Source organism: Arcobacter sp. CECT 8985, assembly GCF_004116495.1.
Taxonomy (GTDB): Bacteria; Campylobacterota; Campylobacteria; order Campylobacterales; family Arcobacteraceae; genus Malaciobacter.
This window is the reverse complement of sequence record NZ_PDKC01000001.1, coordinates 161,400-187,829: the sequence shown is the minus strand read 5'-3', so window position 1 is coordinate 187,829 and position 26,430 is coordinate 161,400. Positions and strand designations below refer to the sequence as shown.

General features: G+C 24.1%; 21 protein-coding genes. 6 read left to right on the top strand and 15 right to left on the bottom strand.

Going from position 1 to position 26,430, the window contains the following annotated elements:
* Positions 1-100: 100 nt before the first annotated feature.
* The 4 genes from CRU93_RS00910 (at position 101) to CRU93_RS00895 (ending at position 5,879) form a co-directional block, all read left to right on the top strand.
* A complete protein-coding gene (locus CRU93_RS00910; protein WP_129102301.1) occupies positions 101-1,159 on the top strand; it encodes an FIST C-terminal domain-containing protein in 1,059 nt (352 codons plus the stop codon).
* Entirely contained in the window at positions 1,153-2,799 is a 1,647-nt protein-coding gene (locus CRU93_RS00905) for a HAMP domain-containing sensor histidine kinase (RefSeq protein WP_129102300.1), read from the top strand. Before CRU93_RS00910 ends, CRU93_RS00905 begins: the two co-directional genes overlap by 7 nt.
* Before the next feature lie 104 nt (positions 2,800-2,903).
* Positions 2,904-4,682 carry an ATP-binding protein gene (locus CRU93_RS00900; RefSeq protein ID WP_164967595.1) on the top strand — a complete coding sequence of 593 codons (1,779 nt, stop codon included), beginning with the start codon at positions 2,904-2,906 and terminating at the stop codon, positions 4,680-4,682.
* Positions 4,683-4,766: 84 nt separating this feature from the next.
* Positions 4,767-5,879 carry a hybrid sensor histidine kinase/response regulator gene (locus CRU93_RS00895; protein WP_129102298.1) on the top strand — a complete coding sequence of 371 codons (1,113 nt, stop codon included), beginning with the start codon at positions 4,767-4,769 and terminating at the stop codon, positions 5,877-5,879.
* Here CRU93_RS00895 and CRU93_RS00890 read toward each other — a convergent pair.
* The 8 genes from CRU93_RS00890 to CRU93_RS00855 all read right to left on the bottom strand — a co-directional run bounded on the left by CRU93_RS00890 (position 5,876) and on the right by CRU93_RS00855 (position 13,981).
* Positions 5,876-7,138, bottom strand: a complete 1,263-nt coding sequence (locus CRU93_RS00890; RefSeq protein WP_129102297.1) for a response regulator — start codon at positions 7,136-7,138, stop codon at positions 5,876-5,878. The genes CRU93_RS00895 and CRU93_RS00890 overlap by 4 nt on opposite strands.
* A 42-nt stretch (positions 7,139-7,180) precedes the next feature.
* A complete protein-coding gene (locus CRU93_RS00885) occupies positions 7,181-7,813 on the bottom strand; it encodes an HAD family phosphatase (RefSeq protein ID WP_129102296.1) in 633 nt (210 codons plus the stop codon).
* Positions 7,814-7,984: 171 nt separating this feature from the next.
* On the bottom strand, positions 7,985-8,329 hold the full coding sequence (locus tag CRU93_RS00880; protein WP_129102295.1) for a hypothetical protein: 345 nt from the start codon (positions 8,327-8,329) through the stop codon (positions 7,985-7,987).
* 290 nt (positions 8,330-8,619) lie between these two features.
* Positions 8,620-9,180, bottom strand: a complete 561-nt coding sequence (locus CRU93_RS00875; protein ID WP_129102294.1) for a TIGR00730 family Rossman fold protein — start codon at positions 9,178-9,180, stop codon at positions 8,620-8,622.
* Between the two features lie 22 nt (positions 9,181-9,202).
* Positions 9,203-11,686 carry an RND family transporter gene (locus CRU93_RS00870; protein ID WP_129102293.1) on the bottom strand — a complete coding sequence of 828 codons (2,484 nt, stop codon included), beginning with the start codon at positions 11,684-11,686 and terminating at the stop codon, positions 9,203-9,205.
* A complete protein-coding gene (locus CRU93_RS00865; protein ID WP_129102292.1) occupies positions 11,683-12,261 on the bottom strand; it encodes a phospholipid-binding protein MlaC in 579 nt (192 codons plus the stop codon). Before CRU93_RS00865 ends, CRU93_RS00870 begins: the two co-directional genes overlap by 4 nt.
* 3 nt (positions 12,262-12,264) lie before the next feature.
* Positions 12,265-13,032: a VacJ family lipoprotein gene (locus CRU93_RS00860; protein WP_258238782.1), complete on the bottom strand. Its 768-nt coding sequence runs from the start codon at positions 13,030-13,032 to the stop codon at positions 12,265-12,267.
* 85 nt (positions 13,033-13,117) lie between these two features.
* The gene (locus CRU93_RS00855; protein WP_129102291.1) at positions 13,118-13,981 is read right to left on the bottom strand and encodes a M23 family metallopeptidase; all 864 of its coding nucleotides are present in this window, start codon (positions 13,979-13,981) and stop codon (positions 13,118-13,120) included.
* Positions 13,982-14,140: 159 nt separating this feature from the next.
* Between CRU93_RS00855 and CRU93_RS00850 the strand changes: the two genes are divergently transcribed.
* On the top strand, positions 14,141-14,851 hold the full coding sequence (locus CRU93_RS00850; protein WP_129102290.1) for a YebC/PmpR family DNA-binding transcriptional regulator: 711 nt from the start codon (positions 14,141-14,143) through the stop codon (positions 14,849-14,851).
* Between the two features lie 21 nt (positions 14,852-14,872).
* Here the strand turns inward: CRU93_RS00850 and CRU93_RS00845 are convergent, their stop codons facing one another.
* Complete coding sequence (locus CRU93_RS00845) at positions 14,873-15,691, bottom strand: M48 family metallopeptidase (protein WP_129102289.1); 819 nt, start codon at positions 15,689-15,691, stop codon at positions 14,873-14,875.
* Between the two features lie 132 nt (positions 15,692-15,823).
* Here CRU93_RS00845 and CRU93_RS00840 point away from each other — a divergent pair, with 132 nt between their 5' ends.
* On the top strand, positions 15,824-16,171 hold the full coding sequence (locus CRU93_RS00840; protein ID WP_129102288.1) for a hypothetical protein: 348 nt from the start codon (positions 15,824-15,826) through the stop codon (positions 16,169-16,171).
* Positions 16,172-16,194: 23 nt separating this feature from the next.
* On the opposite strand, the gene CRU93_RS00835 is transcribed toward CRU93_RS00840, so the two are convergent.
* The 6 genes from CRU93_RS00835 to CRU93_RS00810 are packed head-to-tail and all read right to left on the bottom strand — an operon-like array spanning position 16,195 to position 26,226.
* On the bottom strand, positions 16,195-16,656 hold the full coding sequence (locus CRU93_RS00835) for a YiiD C-terminal domain-containing protein (RefSeq protein WP_129102287.1): 462 nt from the start codon (positions 16,654-16,656) through the stop codon (positions 16,195-16,197).
* Positions 16,649-18,763, bottom strand: a complete 2,115-nt coding sequence (locus tag CRU93_RS00830) for an alpha/beta fold hydrolase (protein ID WP_129102286.1) — start codon at positions 18,761-18,763, stop codon at positions 16,649-16,651. The genes CRU93_RS00835 and CRU93_RS00830 overlap by 8 nt, the downstream gene beginning before the upstream one ends.
* Positions 18,764-18,774: 11 nt before the next feature.
* Complete coding sequence (locus tag CRU93_RS00825) at positions 18,775-21,135, bottom strand: acyl-CoA dehydrogenase (protein ID WP_129102285.1); 2,361 nt, start codon at positions 21,133-21,135, stop codon at positions 18,775-18,777.
* Positions 21,123-23,225 (bottom strand): 3-hydroxyacyl-CoA dehydrogenase NAD-binding domain-containing protein, encoded by a 2,103-nt coding sequence (locus tag CRU93_RS00820; RefSeq protein WP_129102284.1) that lies wholly within the window; start codon positions 23,223-23,225, stop codon positions 21,123-21,125. The genes CRU93_RS00825 and CRU93_RS00820 overlap by 13 nt, the downstream gene beginning before the upstream one ends.
* A gap of 1 nt (position 23,226) precedes the next feature.
* Complete coding sequence (locus tag CRU93_RS00815; RefSeq protein WP_129102283.1) at positions 23,227-24,498, bottom strand: thiolase family protein; 1,272 nt, start codon at positions 24,496-24,498, stop codon at positions 23,227-23,229.
* Between the two features lie 9 nt (positions 24,499-24,507).
* A complete protein-coding gene (locus tag CRU93_RS00810) occupies positions 24,508-26,226 on the bottom strand; it encodes a long-chain fatty acid--CoA ligase (protein WP_129102282.1) in 1,719 nt (572 codons plus the stop codon).
* Positions 26,227-26,430: the final 204 nt, after the last annotated feature.

The window sequence follows — 26,430 nt, the reverse complement described above, 5'->3', positions numbered from 1 at the left end:
GGAAAATAAAATATTGTTTTGATACTATTATAATACTATTATTAAATAAAATGTAATTATATATTTATAAATTTTTATTAATATATAAAAGGAGTTTATTATGACTACTAATATTAAATATTATTTAAATTTGGACTCATTTGTAAAAGATTGTAAAGAGACTGAAAAAAAGTATTTGTTACTTGTATCTCAAAGATGTAAATTTTATATATCATTATTAAGAAACTCTAAAATAGAAGCATATGGAGCTATCTTCCCTGAAATTATTTTTGATGGTAAAAATTATAATGATGGATTAATAGCATATGAATTACAAGAAAATGAAAATATTTTTTTACAAAAAGATATGCTTAATCTTACTTTAACTGAACAAGATTTTGAAAATACAAAATCAATTATTACTTTTGTAGATGCATTAAGTGCAAATAAACAAACTTATTTAGACTCCTTATTTGAAATTATTGGTGCAAATACAACTGTTATGGGTGGTGGAGCAGGTGAAATTCCTTTTAATAGAAAAGAAGTGATATTCTCAAATGAAGGAATGTTTATAGATGCAGCTATTTTATTAACAAAAACAGATACTTTAAAAGTATCAAATGAACATGGTTGGGAAGTTTTAAAAAATGAACTTATAGCAACAATGAGTGATAAAAATGTATTAAAACAAATTGATTATACTGATGTTTCTATACTTTATAAAAGTATATTAGAAGAAGATTTAGATAAAAAAATAACTAGTCTAGATCCTTATTTATTAACTTATCCTATAGGCTTAGTTAACTTTGATAAACAAATATATATAAGAGATATAATTGAAAGCAATAGTGATGGATTTAATTTATCTTTACCTATAACACAAAATTCTGTTATTTGTATTTTAAAAGGTAAAAAACAAAATTTACTTAATGCAGCTTATCTTGCAACAAAAAATGCAGTTGAAGGGTGTAATCACAAACAAAATTTAGTTTTTTTATTTGAATGTATAAATAGAAGATTATTATTATCAGATAAATATGAAGAAGAAATAGAAAAAGTAAAACAAATAATAGAAAACAGAGCATTAATTGGAGCAGCTACACTTGGTGAAATATTAAGTGAAGATAATATAAATATAAATTACTACAATAACACTTGTATAGTAGGTGCAGTATGTTAGTAGAACAGTTAGCCTTGACGTATAAATGCCATAGTGCAATAGGAAATAGCCTTGATTTAAAGGAGATGTTAAAAGAAGTTTTAAAAACTTTTTTAAATGAAACATTTGCTTTGTATGGAAGCTTTTATCTGTTTGATGAAGCTAAAGAAAGGTTAAATAAAGTTATTAGCATAGGAAAAATAAGAGATTTTGATATTGAAAGTTATAGTGATGTTTATGATAGTTTTAATATTTTAGATAATAGAAGTGATAGAACTCAAAGAGTCTTGATTCTTCCATTAGATAGAGGATTGATGTTTTTTATTTATAGTAAAAAAAACATGAATATGAGTTTTTTAGGTTCAATGTTTCAAGGATTAGCACATAAACTAAATATAAGTATTGACTCTTGTTTAAATGTTAAAATTATGAAAAAAAGAAATGAAAAATTAAAAGCACTTGCAATTGAACTAGAAAGACAAAGAAAAGAGTTAGTTGAAGCAAATAAATATAAAAATGACTTTTTAGCAAATATGAGTCATGAGTTAAAAACACCTTTAAACTCAATAATTGTAATTTCATCAGTAATGAAGAAAAACAAAAAAGGAAAATTAGACGAAGAACAAGTAAAAAATATGGGAATTGTTAATAACTGTGGAAATGATTTACTTGTACTAATAAATGATATTTTAGATATTTCTAAAATTGAAGCAGGGGAATTGTCTTTAAATTTAAAAAGATTAAATGTTGAAGAGATTATTGATATTTTATATGATTCTATGAAACCTTTAGCAGATGATAAAAATATTAATTTTATTAAAAAATTCAATATCAAAAATTTTGAGATATTAAGTGATGAATCAAGAATTAAACAAATAATTAAAAATTTACTTAGTAATGCATTTAAATTTACAGAAAATGGAACAGTAGAGATAAAAGTAGAAGAGAGCAATGAAAATATATTTATTTCAGTAATTGATGAAGGTATTGGAATAAGTAATGATAAATTAAAAAATATATTTGATAGATTTAAACAAGCAGATGGTAGTACTACAAGAAAATATGGTGGTACTGGTCTAGGACTTGCAATTTCAAAAGAGTTAGCTCATTTATTAGGTGGAGATATCACTGTAGAAAGTAAAGTTGGAGTAGGAAGTAATTTTAAAGTTACATTACCAAAAAAAGTAGTAATAAAAAATGTATCTGATGATAAAGTTGATATATCAAGTGGAGTAGATACTTCTGTAAAAACAGATGATATAGTATTTTTTAATCTTGAAGATAAAGATAAAATGACTGAAGATGAGATTAACAGTTTTGAAAATTTACTTATTGTAAAAGGGGATCATTCTACACTTTTCCCATTATTAGTAGCTTTGAAAAAAGAAGGGGTAGTAGTAAAACATAGTGATTCAATAGAAAGTGCACAAAAAATATTACAAAACAAAACTTTTGAAGCAGTGATTTTTGATGAAATAAATTGTAAAGATGCTGATATAGATACTTTTGTAAAGACTGCAAATGAAAATAATATTGCAATAATTTCAATTGCAGATAAAAATGTAGAAAATGTTGATATATGTTTATCAAGACAAGATGTTGATTTTTCATTGGTTAATAAGATGATGGATTTAGTAAAACAAAAAAAGAAAATTAAATAATCTATGATGAGGTTAAAATGAACTCATTTACAAGTTTTTTAGGCTTAGAAATATTTAAAAAAATATTTTACATTTATTTTATATTTATAGTTATATATACTGGAATGGAAATACGCTCAAAATACTATTTTACAAAAGATAGTTTAATAAGAGGATTTTCTTTGATTGAAAATACTTCAAAAAAAGAGTTAACAAAGGCCATTCATAATAATGATAAAAAAAGAGTACAAAATATAGTAGAAGAATTTTTAAAAAGTAAACATATTTTAGGTATAAGCATAAAGCTTATAGATAATGTAATAGTTTATGAAAAAGGTACTTTATCAAATAATGAAAAAGATTTTAATACATATCAATTTGATTTTAAAAAGAGTGTAAAATATAAAGAAAATATGGAAAGATTTACATACTTTTTAAACTCAAATAATAAACAAATAGCAAAAGTAAATATATATTATCATAAAGATGAAATATTTAAAATAATAAAAAATGATATTATATATATATTAATTTTTACATTTGTAAAACTTATTACTCTTTTTCTTCTTTTTATTTATTTTATTTATCACATTATTACTGCTCCATTAAAAAAGATAATTGAAGCTACAAGAAATCTTGATGGAGTCAACAGAACTTTTATAGATTTGGATAATACAAAAAAATATACAGAATTAAATGAATTAGCTGATAGTTTTAATTATATGTCAAAAAGAGTAGTAGAGGAGTTTGAAAAAGTTAAAAAGTTAAACTTGAAACTAAAAAAACAAAAAGAGGATCTAATAGAAGCAAATGAATATAAAAACTTCTTTTTAGCGAATATAAGTCATGAATTAAAAACACCTTTAAATCCAATAACACTAATATCTTCTGTATTGATAAAAAATAAAAATAGTGATCTAAGTGAAAAAACTATTAATGAGTTAAAAGTAATAAATAAATCAGCAACTGAATTAAAAATATTGATAGATGATATTTTGGATTTAACTAAAATTGAAGCCAAAGATGTAAAAATAAACTATCAAGAGGTAAATCTTAAAGAAATTATTGAAAAATTACTAAATAATTTTAAATTAATAGCAGCAACAAAAGAGTTAGATTTTGAAGTAAATATATCACTTGAAAATGAAATACAAATAATAGATATATTAAGGTTTAATCAAATTTGTAAAAACCTAATAAGCAATGCAATAAAATTCACGCATAAAGGTTCAATAAAAATTGAGGTCAATGAAACTAAGACACAAATAGAGTTAAATGTTATAGATACAGGAATTGGAATAAGTGAAAAAAATTTAGAAAAAATATTTTATAGTTTTAAACAACTTGATGCTTCACTAACTAGAAAATATGGTGGTACAGGTTTAGGTTTATATATTTCAAAAAAATTGGCAAAATTACATGATGGAGATATTCTTGTAAAAAGTATTGAAAATGAAGGTAGTTGTTTTTCTTTTGTATTTAATAAAAAAGATAAAAAAGATATATCTGTAAAAAGTGAAAAACTAGATAAAATAGAAGAACATATACAAGTAGAGAATATTTTAAAGAATAAACAAGAAGATAAAAAAGAGATTATTATTATTAATAATAATCCATTATTATTCTTTGAAGTAGGAGTTTTTTTAAACAAACAAATTAATATAAATTTAAATCAATTTGATAGTGTACTTAAAGCTTTTGAATATATTAAAAAGTATAATTTAGAAAAAACAATTTTAATAATAGAGGTAACAAAAGATGAGGAAATATTAAAAAATATAAAAGAGCAATTTGATATTAAGATAGTTGGAATAGGCCAAAGTGATAGTAAAATTTATAACAATTTAATTAGTAAACCAATTGATTGTGAAAATTTATTGAAATATATAAAAGATAATTCATAAAAAAATTTATTAATTTTAATATTTTAAATAGTTAAAATAAGAGTTAAAGTTAAATATATAATATATCTTCTAAAAGGATTGAAAATGGAAAAGTTTAGTATTTTATTAGTAGATGATGTAGCAGAAAATATACATTCATTAAAAATGATGATAGAAGATAGTTTTGATGTTGAGATTTTCAGTGCTTTAAGTGCCCAAGAGGGTATGGAAATTTTGATGAAAAATGAGATAAATCTTATTCTTACAGATGTTCAGATGCCTGAAATTGATGGATTTGAGTTCGCAGAATATTTAAAAGGAATAGAAAAAACAAAAGATATTCCTTTGATATTTATTACAGGTATTTATGATAAAGATGAGTACAAAAGAAAAGGGTATGATATTGGTGCAATTGAGTATATTACTAAACCAATTGATGATCTTTTATTAGATGCAAAATTAAAAGTTTACATTGATATATTTGAACGAAGTAAAAAAAGACAAGATGAAATAGAACAAAAAAATGAGATTTTGATTCACCAAGCAAAAATGGCAACTATGGGTGAGATGATAGGTGTAATTGCACATCAATTAAAACAACCTCTTAATGTTTTATCTTTATACTGCAATGATGTAAAAGATACTTATAAATTAGATGAAATAGATGATGCATTTATTGATGATTTTTCAAAAAACACAAAAGAAAATATTGAATTTATGAGTAAAACAATTGATGGATTTAGAGATTTTTTCAATCCTAAAAAAACAAAAAAGAAATTTTTATTAAAAAAAGTTATAGATAACTCAATATCGTTACTTCATAAACAATTAGAATCAAATAAAGTTGAGTTAACAGTTGATGTTAATGATGAAGAGGTTTATGGTGTTGATTCTGAATTAGAGCAAGTTGTTTTAAATCTAATTACAAATGCCCAAGATGCATTTATTGAAAGAGGCATTGAAGATAGAAAAATAAATATAAATTCAGGAGCACATAAAAATTATACTATTTTAGTTGTTGAAGATAGTGCAGGTGGAATAAAAGAAGATAATTTAGACAAAATTTTTGATCCATATTTTACTACAAAAGAGACAGGAACAGGGACAGGTTTGTATATGGTAAAACTAGTTGTAAGAACTAGTTTTGGTGGTGAATTGAAACTTGAAAATAGTAATATTGGTGCAAAATTTATATTAATTTTACCAAATTCAAATTAACTAAGTAGAGCTTTTGGATCTAGCTCTCTTAGCTGAGATTCTCTATGTTTTATTACATCTTGTAAGTCTAAAATTCTTTTATTTTTTACTTCAATAGTCTCTTCTTTTTTCTCAATATCAACTTTTTTAGCAAGTATATCTTCTTCTAAATGATGAATTTTTTCAAGAAGCAAATCTTTTTCTTTTTTTGTTCTTGCCATTGCTTCTTTATAATCATCTATTTGACTATTTTTTATTTTTAAAATTCCATCTTGTTTTTCGTTACTATTTAGTTTTTCATTTTCATAATGTTTTATTTGTTGAAGTTTTGCTTGACTTTTTTTCTTCTCTAATTCAAGTTCATTTTTAAGCATTGGTAAAATATTTTCATATTTTCTAAGTTTTATTTGTATCTCTTCTTTTTCTTTTTTTACTTTAGCTAAAAGTTCTTTATGCTCTTGAATATTTTTAATAACTTTTCTTTTAAATTCTCTTTTTTCTAAATTTTCTTCTGTAGATAAAAAACCAATGCTAATAAATAAAGACTTTTCATTTTCTTCTATTTCAAAAATATTATTGTTTGTATAAAAAGGTTCTTCTTTTATATTTTGAAATTTTAACTCACCTTTAAACTGTCTTTTTTCTAATAAAGTAGTAAAAATATCATCTATCATATCTTTTGAAATATCTTTGTGAATTAATTCTCTTATATTTGTATTTGTAATTTCTTCTTCTTTTTTTTCTAAAGATTCAATCATTGCTGAGTTTGCAAATTTTATATCACCATTTTCATCAAATTTTAAAACTACTGCGATATTATCTATTGCATTTAAATATTTTTCTAACTCTTCATTTTTTAGTGTTAGCATTCTTTCATAATATTTTTTTAGACATACCTCTTGAGATTTTAGTATTACATCTTCTGTGTCAATTGGTTTTAAAATATAGTGGTTTGCTTTTAGTTCAATTGCTTTTAATAAATTTTCTGATTCTGATCTTGCTGTAGTAAAAATAAAAGGTACTTCACTGTCTAATTCTCTTATTTGTTCAAGCATTTCAATTCCACTCATTTTAGGCATATTAATATCGCTAAGAACTAAATCAACAGGTGTTTTAGCAAGGTGCAATTTTTGAAATTGTAAGTATCCTTCCATTCCATTTGGCGCTAGATAGACTGTTTTAAAAAGTCTTTTTAAAGTTTTAGCTAGTTTCTCTCTTGCTAACTCTTCATCTTCTACATATAAAATTGTCAATTTTTTCAAAAAATCTTTATTAATCATAATGCACTCTTTTTATTGATGTACTAAAATTTTATCATAAAACTACAAAAGTTTTTTTAAATCCTCAAACTTATTAATAAAATATTTTGCTTTTTCAAAATTGTGTGATTTTGTAAACTCATTTTTTACAATTATACAATCAATTCCTGCTTTATAAGCAGAGTCTAAACCTCTTTGACTATCTTCTACAACAATAGTCTCTTCTTTTTTTGCATGAAATTTTTCTAATCCAGCCAAGTATGGATCTGGAAATGGTTTTGCTCTTTTATAATCTTCAACACACAAAACAAAATCCATAAAATCAGCAATTCCTCTATTTTTATGAATAAGTTCAAAATCAACTCTTCTAGCTGTTGTTATTATTGCCATTTTGTATCTTTTTTTTAGTTGTTCTAAAGTATCTTTGACACCTTCAATTTCTATATTTTTTGTTTGTATAAAGTGCTGATAAAGTTCATCTCTTTTTTCTCTTAATTTGTCAATTTTAGTAGCTGAATATCCTCTATCTTGTGCAAGTTCCCATGCTGTACCTCCACGAACCATAATCTTTTGGTAAGTATCAAAATCTAAAGTTATTCCAACAGATTGCAATATATCTTTATTTGCTTGGTAATACCACATTTCTGTTTCTACTAAAACACCATCATTATCAAAAAGTATATATTTTTTTTCCATCATTTTCTCTTTATTTTTATTTTGACAATATCTTATATCAAGTATTAACTTTATAAATTATTTAAGCAGTATAATAGAAGTAAGAATTAAATCTAATATGAATTAATTGGCATTATTTATTTCATAACTTTTAGTAAGTTATGAAATGGTGTTGTAAAATTAAAGTTCTATTTATAAGCAGTCAGTTTTATAAACAATTGAACTTAAATCAATTTCACTCACTGGTACACTTTTTTCTAGTGCTTGTTCTAAATCCAGATTTGCATCAATCTTTTCGTTGTTTTTTATAAGTGCATTATATATTTCATCATTTATATCTAAAAAACTAAGTTTATGTGATACATCAATTTCACAATTAGTAATAGTTATATTCATCTGTTTTATTACTTCTTGCATATCTTTTTTATTTAGTCCTATAAGTTGAGCAACCTTAAATGCTTTTAAACAAGATAGTTTTCCATCTTCATCTAAGTTTGTCATTAATAATTCAGTTTGTACATTATCTAATTTTTTCATTTTTACCTCAATACTATGAATATCTATTCATAATTATATATTATTTTCTATTATTTGTATTAAATTTTAATTATTTTTTTCAAAAAAATATTCAAATGTTTACTTTTCTTAACATTTTATAAATTTTAAAATTAATTTTAAAATTAAAAGGAGAAGATAAAATCTTCTCCTAAAGACATTTTTTAACAAGGAGAGTAATATACTATATCTATAGCATATTTAAAAATAATTATATATTTTAATAGTTAATAGAGTTATAACAAGACATTAATATTTTATTAATATAAATTTTATTCCCATTTTGATTTTACTGGAGTGTAATTTAAGATTTTTTGGCATATTTCATTTGGGTTATCAGATATAATTAGCATATCAATAAATCTTTTATTAATAAAATCTTCATTGGTGCAATTTTGTAAGAATTTTATTAAATTATCATAATATCCATTTACATTATAAAATACACAAGGTTTATTGTGATATCCAATTTGTGCATTTGAAATAACTTCAAATATCTCTTCAAAGGTTCCATAACCACCTGGCATAGCAATAAAAGCATTACTTAACTTTTCCATTAAAGCTTTTCTTTCTCTGATAGTTTCAACTTTATATAGTTTTGATAAATTAGTGTTAGCAAGCTCTTTGTTTATTAAATCATATGTAATAACTCCTGTTATGTTCATATGATTTTTTAAAGCTTGATTTGAGATAGTTCCCATTAGTCCAGATATACTTCCTCCATAAACTATAGAAAAATTATATTTGTCTAATGTATTTATTAATTTTACTGCTTCATCTTGATATTTTAAGTTTTTACCAAGCCTTGAACCACAATAAATAGCAATATTCAAAATGACTCCTTTTTATTACTATTTAAACCTTAGAAAAAGGTCTAAATAGTATAAGTAATCTTGGTAATAATAAAATTGCAGAAAGTAAAATAGTAGCCATAACAATTACTGTTAATAATCCAAAATATATAGTAGGAATTAGATTTGAAAGTACCAAAATTGAAAATCCTACCATAACTGCAACAGATGTATAAACCATTGCAAAACCAATTGTTCTATGAGATCTCATCATTGCATTTTCATAGTTGTGGTCTTTTTTGAACTCTTCTTTGAATCTATGAATATAGTGAATTGTATCATCAACTCCAATTCCTATTGAAATTGCTGCAATTGTTATTGTCATAATATCTAAAGGAATTCCAGCCCATCCCATAATACCAAATACTATAGAAATAGGTACCATATTTGCTAAAATTGCAATTGTTGCTAAAATAAATGATCTAAATAGAATAAGAAACATTATAAATAAAGATAAAATAACAAATCCAAGAGTTTTTACTTGTGAATCAAATAGTGATTGAAGCATATTATTATATAAAACCATTAAATTTGATAATCTTATTTGAACATTATCGTCATTTACTATTTTTTTTAGATCTCTTTTTATTTTTTTTAATAATTCGTCTCTTCTTAGATTTTTATCAGAATCTATTATTCTCATAGTAATTCTTGCTTGATTCTTATCAATATCAATATATGGATTTAATATAATCTTTTTATACTCTTGGGGAAGTTTTTTATAAAGTAGGGCAAGTTTAAATGAGTCTAAATCTTTTCCCTTATTCAAAATCTTACCAATTTTTAGCATAGTTGCTAATGATTGAACTTTTCCTATTGAATCAATACTTTCTAAATAATTATGAACTTTTTTTATGATATTCATTTTATAGCTAGTAAACCAATACTCAGCATCATTGCTAGAATTGTTAAACTCATCTTCAAATGAAGAAAGCATATCATTACTTTGTGATTCTTGATTATTATTTTCTTTTTGTTTTTTTACATCAAAATTGATAATAACATCTAAAGGGGTCGTTCCACCTAGTTTTTGATCGATTATTTTCATACTTTTATATATTTCAGTATCTTTTTTAAAGTATGAAATAAAGCTATTTTCAACTAAAAGTTTAGATGCCCCTGTTAAAGAGAATACTATTAAAATAATACTACCAATTAAAATCCAATTACCTCTATTTTTTACTAAATTAATAGATGTTTCAATAAAGTGAAGATTTTTTTCAAAGCTTTTATTTGGTTTTGATTTTTTTAAAAGAATTAATATTGCTGGAAAAATTAAAAATGCGATTAATAATGATATTGCAATACCAACACTCATCATCCAACCAAGATTTATTACAGGTTGAATATTTGATAATAAAAGTGAACCAAAACCTGCAATTGTTGTAATAATTGCAAAAAAAGATGGATTTAATTTTGATAACATTGTATTTAAAACTAATTTACTTTGTGATGCATTTTTATAATTTAAACTAAGTTCTCTATACCTTACAATTAGGTGTAGAACTATTGAAATAGTGATGATTAACTGTAAGGATATAAAATTAGAAGATATTACTGTTACTTCCCAATTAAAAAATCCTAACATACCACTTGTAGCAATTACAGAAAGTGTACAAATTAATACAGATATTAAAACCCATTTTATTTCTCTAAATATAATCCATAAAATAGCAATAAGTAATAATATCAATGTAGAACCATAGATGGCTAAATCATCTTTTACAAAAGAGATGATATCTGTAGCAATCATATTAACTCCACCTAAAAATAGAGTTCCTTTATCTTGATATTTTTTTATAATATTTCTAATATTTTGAATATATTTAGCTGTTAATTCTCTTTGTGTATCTCTATAATTTTTAAACTCTTTAGTAATTTTTTCATACTCTTTTAACTGTTTTTGTGTAGCAGTTCCATTGTTTTTTTTCTTTAATAAAGCATTTCTTTTCTCAACTAAAGTAAAAAATTCTTTTTGCCTTTTTAGATTAATTACTATTGCAGTAGTTTTAAAATCGTGACTTACAAGACTATTTTTATATAAAGGTGAAGTTAAAAATTCATGTCTAACAAGTTTTTTATCAAAACTCTTACTATTTTCTATGGTTTTTACATTATCAACTAACTCAGATATTGGTCTAACTGGTGATTGAAGTAATGGTACATTTAAAACAGATGTAATACTTTGAGTTTTGTTTAATTTAAGTAAATCATCACTAAGTTTTTTTATTGTACTTAAACTATCTTTTGAAAGTAAATCTTTTTTAGGACTAAATGTCACTATTAGCATATCTTGAGTTTTGTAATTTTGAGCAATTTCTCTTGAAAAAGCCAAATCTTTGTCATTCTCTAATAATAACGTTTCTGAAGATGCATCAATTTCTAATTTTGTTGCATAGTACCCTAAAATAGATATTAATACTAAAACTAATAAAATTATCTTTTTAGGGTTTTTAAATATAAAATTTGAATAAAATCTTTTTATCATGCTTTACTATTTTTTTCTTTTAAATATTGAATCAAATCATCAATAGATTTCTCTTTTAAATATTCGTCAAATTGTTTTCTGTAAGTTTGAATAATACTTACACCTAAAATATTCACATCGTAAATATACCATTGGTTGGCTTTTTTATTTTCATAAAATTTATAATCAATAGGATAATTTTCTTTTTTGCCTATTAAAATTGTATTTAATATTAATCTAGATTTATTTTGTTTTAGTTTATTTATTTCTATTTTTTGGTCATTGTATAATTCTAATTTGTCTATATAAGACTCTTTTAATCTTTCAATAAATGCTTTACTAAAACTTTTTCTTTGATCATTTGATATTGTTTTCCATGTTCTTCCAAGTGATAACATAGACATTATATTATAATCAAATGAATTATCCATAATATTTATTATTTTTTCATTTCTCTGTTTTTTCTTAAGAGAGCTATCTTTTAATATAGAAAGTACTTTATGTATTTTTTGAGTCATTTGTTCTTGAATATTATTTTTTTCAAAAGCAAAAAGTGATGTTACTAAACAAGTTATTAAAAATATTTTTTTTATCATATATTATTCCTTTATTTGTTTTTCTCTTAATTTATTATAATAATCTTTTAAGTATGGATATAAATCAATTGCATCTTTTCTCAATTTATCATATACAGGATATGAGTAAGATGTATTATTAATCTTTTTAAATGCTTTTAATCCAATAGATTTTTCTGTTGAATCTGTTAAGTAAAAAGATGTATCTTCTGGTTTCAATGGATTTGCATATTCATCTATGAATAGTGAAAATGTATCTCTTAAATTTGATGGTCCTAATATTGGTAAAACTATGTGAAAACCATCTCCAACACCCCAATATCCCAATGTTTGACCAAAGTCTTCATTATGATATTTTAAATTAAAATTATTCTCTTCTGCTACATTTATTAATCCAGCAACTCCAAAAGTAGTATTTAATACAAATAATTGTAATTCATCCCATGAATTTTTAAATTTTAATTGCAATAAATTATTTATAAATCTTATTGGAAAACCTAAGTTTGTAAAAAAATTAGATACCCCTTTTCTCGCTGTGTTGGGAACTACTTCTTTATATGTTTTAACAACTGGTCTAGTAAGATAAACATAAAATTTATCATTAAATTGTGTCATAACTCTGTTATATCCACTTAAGGGATCAAAATCATCACTGTAACTATCTTGAAATTCATTTGATATATCATCAAACTGGTTAATAGCAACATTATTATTAGTGCTATTTTCTATTTTTTGTGCATTACATGCATAAAAAATTGAAAAAAACGAAAATAAAATTATAATTCTCTTCAATTTCTTTTCCTTGTGTTTTTAGTGTGTATTTATTATATAGTAATTTTCTAAAAGAAATAGTTAAACTAAAAAATTATTATTATTTTTATAAATTATTTAATATCTCAATTAATTGTAGAGGATCTACTTGTACAGAATTTACTCTTGCACTAAAGTGTAAATGTGGACCTGTTACTCTACCAGTTTTCCCACTTAATGCGATAACTTGACCACGTTTTACTCTTTGATTTTTAGTAACTAAGAATTTACTCAAATGATAATAGCAAGTATAAATACCTTGTCCATGATCTATTATTATTGAATTTCCAGCATAGAATCTGTTTTTTGTAAGTACAACTATCCCATCATTCGCTGCGATTATTTTTGTACCAACTTTAGCTTTAAAATCAGTCCCACTATGATAACCTTTTAAAGTATTATTATAAACTCTTTTCGTTCCAAAAGCACTTGTAATAGGACTATTTAAAGGTAGTATAAATTTATCTTTCCAAAGTTTTTTTGGTGTAAAAGTATGATAGATTTTCATTGCATTTGAATATTCTGTTTTTGTTCTTTTTTTTGTTCTTTTATTTAATGTAACTTTTGAACTTTTTACTTTAATTATTTCACTTTTATAAGTACCTTCTTTTACATTTAAGTATATTGAATCAAATAATTTTTTATTATTTTTTGTATAAGAAACTATGATTTTAAGTTTTTTGTTTATGTCATAATATGAGCTAGGAACCAATGCATAGTATATATTTTTTTTACCATTTAATTTATGAAAATTAATGTTTATTTTATTTTCTAATATTGTTAATTTAGGATTAGTTATATCTTTTGCTTCAAGATATAAAACTGCAGTTTGTGCATTTGATATACTATTTTTATTAAAGTATAATTTTGTTTGATTTGCAAATAAATTTATAAATATAACTAAAGTTAATAATATGGATTTTTTTATCATTTGTGTACTCTTTTGTCTTAATATATGTATATAAATTATACCAAAAAGATTTTTTTATGATAATTAAATTTTAGCATTGGCTATAAATTTAGTTTGTAATAATTACATATTTATTACAAACTTGGTATAATCCGCAAAAAAAATTGATTGGAGTACTTTATGGGTAGAGCCTTTGAATATAGAAAAGCGGCGAAAATGAAAAGATGGGGGAATATGTCTAGAGTTTTCCCAAAACTAGCAAAAGCAATTGAAATTGCAGCAAAAGCTGGTGGTGGTGATCCTGATATGAATCCAGCTTTAAGAACAGCTATTTTAAATGCAAAAGCACAAAACTTACCAAAAACAAATATTGAAGCAGCTATTAAAAGAGCAACTGGGAAAGATGCAAAAAACTATACTGATGTTAATTTTGAAGGAAAAGGTCCTCACGGTGTTTTAATTTTTGTTGAGTGTGCAACAGATAATAATACAAGAACAGTTGCAAATATTAAAATGTATTTTAATAAAAATGGTGGACAAGTTGTACCTACTGGTTCTTTAGAGTTCATGTTTGATAGAAGAGCAATTTTTGAGTTTGAAAAAACAGAAGATATGGATTTAGAAGAGTTAGAATTAGAGCTTATTGATTCAGGTTTAGAAGAGTTAGAAGAAGAAGATGGATTATGTATTGCAATTGCTGATTATACAGATTTTGGTAATATGAATGCAAAATTTGAAGAACTTGGAATTGAACTTAAAAAAGCAGAATTAAAAAGAATACCAAATAATCCTCATGAATTTACAGAAGAAGAGCATGATGAAATTGGAAAATTATTAGAAAAGCTTGAAGATGATGATGATGTTCAAGCAGTATTTACTAATATGGCTTAAATAAAAGGAGAACTTCTCCTTTTATCTATTTATCTTTTCTCCTAGTTTTATATTTTTAACTAAATTATTAAAATCATCTTTTTTATTTTTTTCAATCTCTTTTATAACTCTTTTTATATTTTTAATTCTTGTTTTTGAATTTGGGTGTGTTGAGAAAAATTCATATCCTTCATTTTTATCTTTACTCATATTCTGCCAAAATTTAAGAGCTTCATGGATATTAAAACCTGCTTTATACATCAAATGAATACCAATTTCATCTGCTTCACTTTCTTGCATTCTTCCATAAGGTAATAAAACACCATATTGACTACCTAACCCAAATGCAATATTAAATGCTTGTGTATATTGAGGTGCTTGGGAACCAATTGCGATATTTCCCGCAACTTGAACTCCTTGTGCAAGTAAATTTGTGCTTATTCTTTCTGCTCCATGTCTAGCTAATGCATGGGCAATTTCATGAGAAATTACAGTTGCTAATTGATCATCATTTTTTGCAAACTTTAAAATTCCTGTATAAACAACAACTTTTCCTCCAGGTAAACAAAAAGCATTTGCCGCTTTATTTTCAACAAGATTAAATTCCCATTTATAATCTTTGTTTACTACATTTGCTATTGCTCTTCCTATTTTTCTTACTCTTAATGCATCTTTAGTATTTTTTATTACTTTAGAATTTTTTAATGTCTTTTCATATGATTCTTCACCCAATGCTAACTCTTGATCTTTTGAAATCAAAATCATTTGACTTCTATTTGTATATGGGACTTTGTTTGTACATCCAATAAAAAAGAAGATCAAAAATATTGATATTAAAAAACTTTTACTTTTACTACTCATCATTTACCTTGTTTTTTTGATTGAATTATTATACCAAAAGGTATTTAATTTTTTAATATTGATTTAAGATTATTGTTAGTTATTTTTTAATAATATTTGAATCTTAAAAATAATTAATTAAAAAGGGAAAAAATGAAAAAAATTTTATTTTCGTTTGTTTTGTTATCTATTTTTGTAAGTAGTGGTTTTTCTTCTGAATGGATTAAAGGTACATATATTAATCAAGATAAAAGTGGTGCTTTTAAAGAGATAGTTTTTTGTGAAAATGGTAAAGCTTTTCCTGGAGCTGGACATAGAACATATAAAGTTGAAACAAAAAATAACGAAAAATATATTATTTTAAATTCTAATGGTATTTTTAAATTTAGAGTTTCAAAAGATGAAAAACAGTTATTCCCTGCAGATGCATTTACAAAAAGTTGGGGAACAAAAAACAGTTTAATTTTAGATTCTTCTAGAAAAGATACTTGTAACTGGTAAAAGAAGAGCTTTTAGCTTTTCTTTTAAACTTTTATTATATATATACCTTCAAACTTAACACATACTTTTTTATCTTCTATTATTTGAGATTTTATTCTTAATGATGAACTCTTTTTATTTTCTAATTTCTTTTTAAATAAATCAATTTCTTCTTTTGAAGGTAAGATTGTTTCACAATAAAAATCTTTTGTAACTGCAGCTTTATATGAAGTGTCGCTTTTGATAATAGCAATCATACTTTTTCCATAGCCTAATTTGATTGTATTTAAATAACAAGCACACCAACCAGAAATTGTAACTAAAGTACTTAAACTACCTGCAAAACCAGTATTTTTGTCATTTTTATTTTTTTCAAAGTTTGCTGATGTTATTAAACTATTATTTTGTATTTTATTAAGTTTTATTTCCATAAATTTTGTAAGAGGAATTTCTTTATATAGTTTTTCTTGTAATTTTTTTAAATCCAACATTAACCCTTTATTCATTTACTAAAAATTGTTCTATTTTATCAAAAACTTTTTTTGTATTTTTCCCTTTTATAATTACATGTTCATTTAGTTCAAAAATAGCCAATTGTTTATTTTGTGATTTTATTTTATCATGTATTTCATATGCAGAACTTATATTTACAACTGGATCATTTTTTGCTTGAATTATTAATATTTTTTTATTTATCTTTTCAAGGTTTAGTTTAGTTATATTCATTAGTTCTTTTAATTGAAGTATAGCTTTTACATAAAATTTATCATAATTTATTTTAGGATATCTTGCTTTATTTTCTATAAATTCTTTTTTTAAACTATTAGCATTGAATGAACTTACAATGTCATTCCAAAAATCAATTGCAGGTAAAACAGTTTTTATTCTTATATCATTTAAATTTAAAGCTGCATTTATACAAACTATTGATTTTAATTTTGGTAAATATTTTCTAGAACTTAATAATGCAAGTAGTCCGCCTGTTGAAAAACCAACAATATCAATTTTGTCATATTTTAAACTTGCAATAGTTACACTTCTTGAAACACTATTATACCAATCTTTATATGATGTATCTTTTAAATCTTCAGGTACTGTTCCATGCCCTTTTAGTCTTACTGCATAAACATTAAAACCTTGATTATTCAAAAATACTGCTAACTCTTCTACTTCTTTAGGTGCAGATGAAAACCCATGAATTATTAGAATACATTTTTTTGAATTATTATATTTTAATAAAAAAGGCTTTCCTATATCTTTTGGTTTTATATCATGTTTTTGAGAAAATTTTATATAATCAGTTTCAAATTCATCAATTTCCTCTTCTTGTAAAATATGTAAAAGTTCAGTATCAATTTCATCATTATTCAATGATACTTTTTGTTTTACAATTTCATTCATTTTATCAATTATTAATACCTCATTTAAAACCACTCTTAAAATATTTTTTATTCTTATTGTATTGTGAGTATGCATATTTAATAATATATCTTTATGTATTATATACTCATCTTTTGTTTGTGTTATTATCTTATCATTTATTGCAATTTTTATTATTTCATCAAAAGTATCATAGTTCTCATATGAAATAAGATTTATAATATCTTTTCTTATATCATCTTCAAAAAGTGTACAATCTTCTTTTACCCTTTTCGCAACTAAATATATAAGTCTTTTAAAATATAATTTAGAAATTCTTGGTTGCTTTAAGTAATATAAAATTAATACAAATATATGTTCAAATCTAACTGTTAGATTTTCGTATATTCTTTTCATAAATTTGTGAGTCAATTCATATCTTAATTTTTCTACAATTGTATTATGATTAAGTTCAATTCCATAAGAATTTTTTAGCATTTTATGTAAAGATATTGGTTTTAAAATCCTGATGATTATTTGGGAATTTAACACTATGTTACTTTCAATTTTAATCTCTTCTAAAAACTTATCACTTATATCATCATATAATCTTTTTACCATTTTTTCTAGAAAATTTTCTTCTGTTCTTATTGGAGAATATGTTATATTTATAGGTATAATCATAGTCTCTTTATCTTCAATTTTATCATTTTGATTTATAAGGTATTTTCTTTGAAATTTATTTTTATTTTTTATTTTTTTATTTAAATAATCTTGTCTTAAAATTTCAGAATATAATGCAAAAAAAGCAGAACCAGTAAATATTCTAGTTTTATTATCGTTTATTTTTACTGTATAATGGTTATCTTCTTTAGTAATATCTTTTGCTTTTACCATTCTTCCTTCTGGAAAAATAAGCCAATCTTTTCTTGCAGTTAATAAATCAGATAAAATAATATTATTTCTATTTGGATGGGATTTTGCTAATGCGCCTATATTTTGTAAATAGTTTCCAAAATATGATTTCATTAATCCATCATCTGCGATAACTCCTACTTTTTTATTTGTAATATCATATAAACAATAAGGCACAAGTAGTGCCTCTATTCTTGTAAAATGATTTGCAACAAATATTTTAGGATTATCTTTTGGAATATTCTCTTGACCATAAATCTTTATATTTGTTGATAATATTTTTTCTAGTAGATTTAATACATATCCACTAGAATCAATTAATAAATCTTTTTTTAACATGATAAAACCTTCTATCTTTGTTTTTTATAGACCTTATCATTAAAATAATCAACATTAATTACTCCCATTCTTTTTTCATAAATCTCTTTTAATGTTTCATATTCATCATTTGTTACAACACCTTTGTTGTGTGACTCTTCTATCATATTTAAAAAACTTGATTTTTTAATGGTATTATGTTTTATTGCATATTTAATTCTATCAAATAGATCAACATTGTTTTTTTGTAAAACAAGAGCCTCTTGAAGTTTAAATATTGCTTCTTTTTCATTATTTGGTATAAAAAGATTATCACATAAGCTATTTATATTCTTTTCATCATCTAATAACTCAATAATCTTTTTATTTAAGTTATCCTTTGGTTTTGAACCTATTGGATTTAATCTAATAAATGGAAGTAAAAATTTAATAAGCGTGATATTTAAAGTAATATCTTCTTTTGCTTCTTGAATTTTATAAAAACCATATTCACAAATATACTCAACAAGAACTTTATTTTGTTTATTTGGATTGTTTTCATACTCTCTTATTGTTGAAGTTATTAAATATAACCAAGATAAAATATCACCAAGTCTTGCGCTGATATTCTCTTTTTTCTTAATATCTCCACCTAAAAGTGCAATACATATATTAGTCAATGAAGCAAAAGATGTACTAGCCCAAATTAATTTTCTTTTATACTCTTTAAACTCACCTTTTGTACTAATAGTAACTGCTCTTGAAAGATAATAAATAAATGATTTAACACTTAATGTAAGTGCTAATTTTATATGCTGTGATAAATGTTCATCTAAAGAGTCTATATCATTATTATTTATTGCAATTACTTGTTTATATAAATAAGGATGAGATTTAATCAAACCTTGTCCAAATTGCATTAGATTTCTAGTAAGGATATTAGCTCCTTCAACTGTGATTGAAATTGGTATTGCAAAATATGCATGTGCTAATAGATTTTTTTCTCCTCTGATTATTCCTGCACCACCCAAAATATCCATACTATCATTTATGATTTCTCTAAATTTTTCTGTTGCATGGTACTTCATAACTGAGTTAATTACTGCTGGCTTTACTCCTGCATCTATTGCATCTAAAGTATAATTTCTAGAAGCATTTAATAAATATGTAAAAGCTGCAATTTTTGCAATCTTTTCTTCAACTCCTTCAAATTTATTAATACTTAATCCAAATTGTTCTCTTAATTGAGTATAAGAGTTAACAACTTTTAAGGCAAGTTTACTTCCTCCTAAACTAACACTTGGTAATGATATTCCTCTTCCTATTGATAATGATTCAACAAGCATTTGCCAACCTTTGCCAATTCCTTCTTTCCCTCCAATAATACTATCAAGTTCAATGATAACATCAGTTCCAAATATAGGTGAATTTACAAAAGGAATGCCAAGAGGATCATGTCTATTTGAATTATCAACACCTTTTGTTTTTGAATCAATTAAAGCAAAAGTAATACCTAAATCTTTTTTATCAAATAATAAATTATTTGGATCTTTTAAAACAAATGCAAGACCTATTAAAGTTGCGATATTTCCAAGTGTTATATATCTTTTTTCAAAATTAAGCTTTATTTTTATTTTCCCATCACTATCTTTAAATATTTCACCATTTGAGGAAATAGAAGTTGCATCACTTCCTGCATTTGGTTCAGTAAGTGCAAAACAAGGTATTTCTTGTGCATTAGCAAGCCTTGGTAAGTAATAATTTTTTTGTTCTTGTGTACCATGTTTTAATATTAATTCAGCAGGTCCTAAAGAGTTAGGAACCATAACTGTAATAGCTAAAACTTGAGAACGAGATACTAGTTTTTCAATTACCTTTGAATGTGCAGTGGCACTAAAACCTAATCCTCCATACTCTTTTGGAATAATCATTCCAAAGAATTTTTTAGATTTGATATATTCCCAAGATTTTTTACTTAAATCTCTATTTTGAAATATTTCCCAGTCACTTTCTATTTTACAAAGTTCTTCAACTTCATTATTTAAAAAATCCTGTTCATCTTTTGTAAGCTCCATTATTTTTTGATTTTTTACTTTTTCAAAATCGATTTCTCCTTTAAAAAAGTCTGCTTCAATAAAATTTGTTCCAGCTTCTAATGCTTCTTGTTCTGTTTTAGAAATTTTAGGAATTAAATTTTTATTTTTAATAAAATTAAGTAGATTTTTTACAAAGAAGTGTTTTCTTACTTCAGAGTTTAAAACAACAATTGCAACTACAGCAAACCCAACCCAAAAAGCTGTACTCATATCAAAAAATATTAAAGAGTATATTCCTATAAATATAAACCATAAAACTGTAGGATATGAGTAAAAACCAAATATTAAAAGAATTAATATAAAAATTAGTGTTTCCATAATGTTTCTCCTGTTTTAAAATCTAATTGTTTTTGTTCTAATTGTAAAAGTAAATTACTAACTTCAAATCTTTTGTTATATAAATATTCAAATCTTTTTAGTTCTTTTACTACTGTTTTTATACCTATATAATTAGCATATTTTAGTAATCCTCCTCTAAAAGGAGGGAACCCTGTTCCTGCTATCATTGCAAAATCAATAATATCTGCATCACTAACAATATTTTCTTCTAAGCATCTACTTGCTTCATTTATCATTATAAAAATAGTTCTATTTCTTATCTCTTCGTCTGTAATCACTCTAATATCATTTGTATAGTTGTAAATATGATTATTTTCAATTATATTTTTATTTGAATAGTCATAAAATCCTTTTTTTGTTTTTTTACCAAAAAGTTTTTCATTATATATTTTTGTAATAAGATTAGAAATAGGCATTCTTTCACCATAAGATTCATTTAATATTTTTGATACATGAAATCCAATATCTATACCTACATTATCAGCAAGAGTAAAAGGTCCCATTGGCATTCCGAATTCTTTTAAAACATTATCTATTGTTGTAATATTGCTTCCTTCTTCTAATATAAATGCAGCTTCATTTAAATAAGGAAGAAGAATTCTATTAACTAAAAAACCAGCACAATCATTTACAACTATTGGCATTTTACCCATGCTAATTAATGATTGTTTAACTTTATTTATATTTTTAGTTGATGTTTTACTATTTGGGATAATTTCAACTAATGGCATTTTATTTACAGGATTAAAAAAATGAATCCCCATGAAATTTTCTTTATTTTTTAAGTTTTTACTTAATTGTTCTATAGAAATTGATGAAGTATTAGATGCAATGATTGCAGTATCTTTCAAGTTTTTTTCAAGATTTAAAAACAGATCTTTTTTCTCTTTTTCATTTTCGATAATTGCTTCAATTACTAAATCAATATCTTGTAATCCATCAAAGTTTTGAGTATAACTTAAAGTGCTTAATTTCAAATCTACTTGTGATTGGCTCATTTTTTTACTTTTGATAAAATAATCATACAGTTTGCTAATATCATTTATCATTTCATGAGCTTTTTCTAAACTTCTTAATTTTATTCTTGTTTGTTTTAAATATTTTGAAAAAAGCCAGATTATACCTTTACCCATAACTCCATTTCCAACAACTAATGCAGTTGAAATCTTATCATCACTTTTTTCATAATCTTTTTTGATCTTTTCACTTAAGAAAAATAGTTCAATTAAGTATTTTGATTCTTTTGTTACTGCTAATTTAGAAAAGGTAGAAGCTTCAATCTTTAACCCTTCATTAATATCTTTATTATATGTTTGTTTTAAAACTTCTAATGCTTTATATGGTGCAGCAAAGTTTTTATTTACTTTACTTTCTATATTTTTTGTAGCTTTTTTAAAAATAATATCTCTAGTAAAAGTAAATTTTTCAAAAAATGACTTTTTATTAGCTCTTTTTATCTTTTGATTTATTACTAAATTTATAAACTCATTTAATTTTGAATCCTCTTGTCCTTTATCAAAATAATCATCAATTAATCCAAGTTTAAAAGCTTTTTTTGAATCAATAGTTTTTCCAGTAAGAATTAAGTCCATTGCATTAATAAGTCCAATTAACTTTGGAGCTCTTTGTGTCCCTCCAATTCCTGGGAAAAAACCAAGTTTTATTTCAGGAAATGCAAATTTTGTACTACTATTTGTAGTAGCAACTCTATATTTGCAAGCTAAAGCTAGTTCTAAACCTCCACCCATACAAGCACCATTTATATAAGCAATTGTTGGAATTTTGAGGTTTTCAAGCTTATTTAATATATTATCAGCTTTTATAAGTTCATTATAAGCATCATCTTCATTTGTAAACTGTTTTATTTCATGTATATCTGCACCTGCAATAAAAATATTTTCTTTTAAACTTTTTATAATTAAAGCATCAATATCTCTATTTTTGATTATTTCATCAAGTAGTAAATCAAACTCTTTTAATACTTTAAATGAAAGCTTATTTACTTTTTCATTTTCTAAATCAAAATATAAAGTTGCAATGTTGTTTTTAATTTCTAGATTTAAATTCATATTACACCTCCAGTAAAAAAGAAGCTCCTTGTCCTCCACCTACACAAAGTGTAGCTAGACCTTTTTTAAGACCTCTTCTTTTTAACTCTTTTATTAAGTGCAGAACAATTCTTGTTCCACTCATACCTACTGGATGCCCAAGAGCTATTGCTCCTCCATTTACATTTAAAATATCAGGATTTATTTCTCCTAATACATTTCCATTAAAATGTTTTTTTGCAAAACTCGAAGATTTAAATGCTTCAATATTTGCAATAACTTGTGAGGCAAATGCTTCATTTAACTCAACTAAATCAATCTGGTTAAAAGAGATTTTACTCTTTGATAATAGCTTTTGTGTAGCATATACAGGACCTAAACCCATTTTGTTTGGCTCTAAACCTATATAAGCATAATCTTTTATAATTCCTAATGGTTCTAAACCTAGTTCTTTTGCCTTTGTTTCTGTACAAATAATTAGCATTGCTGCACCATCAGAAACTTGTGAAGAATTTCCTGCTGTTACAGTTCCATGAGAATCAAATATAGGTTTTAATTTACTTAAAGCTTCAATCGTTTGATTTATTCTTACTCCATCATCTTTAAAAATTTGTGCATTTTTTGAAATTATTGGATGTATTTCATCTTCAAATATTTTATTTTCAAGTGCCATTTGTACTTTTTTATGAGAATTAAGTGCATATTCATCTTGCATTTGTCTTGAAATTTTAAATTCATTGGCAAGATTTTCTGCAGTTTTACCCATTATTTGACCAGATATTGGATCAGTTAATCCTGATATTAAACCAATAATGGGTTTTAAATCTTTTATTTTAAGTTTTGAGAGTATTTTTACTTTTGTTAATATATTTTTAGTATTTGATATTTGAGTCATCAAATTTTTAAACTCATTTGTATGAAGTAGGGGAATATTACTCATAGATTCTACTCCTCCTACTAAATATAAATCACCTTGATTAGAATTAATTTTTTCTATTGCACTTGATATTGATTGCATACCAGAAGCACAATTTCTATGAACAGTATAAGCAGGAGTAGAAACACCAAAACCTGCTTTAAGAGCAATAACTCTTGCTATATTTGCAGCATGATTTGGTTGAGCAACATTTCCTATTATAACTTCATCAAATCTATCATAGTCAATGCCACTTCTTAAAACTAATTCTCTTGCAATAATACTTCCCAATTCATCAGCTTGTACACCATTTAATTTACCATATGCTTTTGCAATAGGACTTCTAAGTCCATCAACTATTACAATATTATTTTTCATAGCAGACTCCTAATACATTTGATTTATTATTTGTTCATATTTTTTTTCTATATTTACCTTACTTATTTTCATTGAAGGAGTTAATTCTCCTGTTTGAATTGAAATCTCGTTTGTTATTATTCTATACTCTTTTACTTTTTGTGCTTTATCAAGTTTTTTATTTACCTTTTGCACTGTTTTATCTATTGATTTGGTGATATAACTTTGATTATAAAACTCTTCAATAGTGAGTTTAGTTTTTGACTGATTATAAAAATCTTTATTTACAAAAATCAAACAACTAACAAATTTTCTATTATTTGCAATTACTGTTGCAAATTCAATATATCTATTTTTAGTAAGAGCTTGTTCTATTTTCAAAGTTGGCACATATTCTCCTGTTGAAGTTTTTACTACATCTTTTAATCTACTCTCTACAAAAATATAACCTTCTTCATCTATTTTGCCAATATCTCCTGTGTGAAGCCATCCATTGATTATAGTTTTATTTGTTAAATCTTCTTGATTTCTATAACCTTTCATTAAGGCTTTTCCTCTTACTAAAATCTCATTTTCTTCTGATATTTTTACTTCAACACTTGGTAAAGCTTTTCCACAACTTCCTATCTTACTAAAATTTGGTGTATTTGTACAAATAACTGGTGAAAATTCAGTTAGACCATAACCTTGGTATAAAGGTATTTTTATATTTATAAAAAATCTATAAATATCTTTGTCTAATGCAGCACCTCCACAAACTAGTTGTTCTATTCTTGATCCAAAAATCTCTCTAAATTTACTATAAACTAATTTGTCAAAAATTTTGTAAATTAGACCTTTTGATTCAAAATAAGTAGCATATCTAAAAGCTAAAATTCCTAAAGTTTTAGAAAGTATAGGCTTTGCAGAAATATTTTCTTGGATTTTACTATAAATTTTTTCTAAAAGTCGTGGAACTACTGTCATAGTTGTAGGTTTAACTATTTTTAAAAGGTTGCTTATATTTTGTATATCATCTACAAAATATATACTCATACCTTTACTTAAATAATAACTCATTACTGTTCTTTCAAATATATGAGCTAATGGAAGTATTGAAAGGGCACTTTGTTTTTCATCAAGATAAAAGATTTCATTAATATCTTGTAATTGTGAAATCACATTTTCATTTGTTAGTTCAACACCTTTAGGTGTTCCTGTATTGCCGCTAGTATATATTACAGAAAATAAAGATTGTTCATCTGCACTTATGCAATCAAAAAAGTCTTTATTTTCATTTTGATTATAAAGTCTTTCCCCTAAAATAAATAAAGAATCTAAACTATATGTATTTTTTCTATTTATATAAAATCCATAAGTAATGTATGTTACTTCTTTATTTATCTCTTTTATTCTTTTTGAACAATCAGTAAAAATATAATTTATATTTGAATCTTCAATCTCAAATTCTAAATTTTTAGTAGAGATATTATCAAATATAGGTACACTAATGGCATCTAATAAATGAATGGCAAAATCAAATATAAGCCAAAAAGGTGAAGATTTTGCAAAAATTGCTACATTATCACTTTTTTTTATTCCAATATCATTTAAAGCAAGAGCTAAATATTTTACTCTAAGTTCAAACTCTTGAATTGAAATATTGACATATTTCCCATCTTGCAGATAATTTAAAAATTTACTATTTTCATAATTATTTACTATATGGAAAAATAGTTCATTATATGTTTTAAAGTTATAAGAAATCATTTTTGACTCCTTGTTTTCAATATAACGTGAAATAATTGTAACATTTAATTTGAAAAAAATTACAAAAAAATAATTTAATTTTATACTTTAATCAAAAAATAATTATTAACATAGAATAAAACTATTTTTTTTAATCTATATTTTTTTTATAAGAAAATTTTAACAATGTACAATAATTGTACATTAATGATTTCTATTAATAAT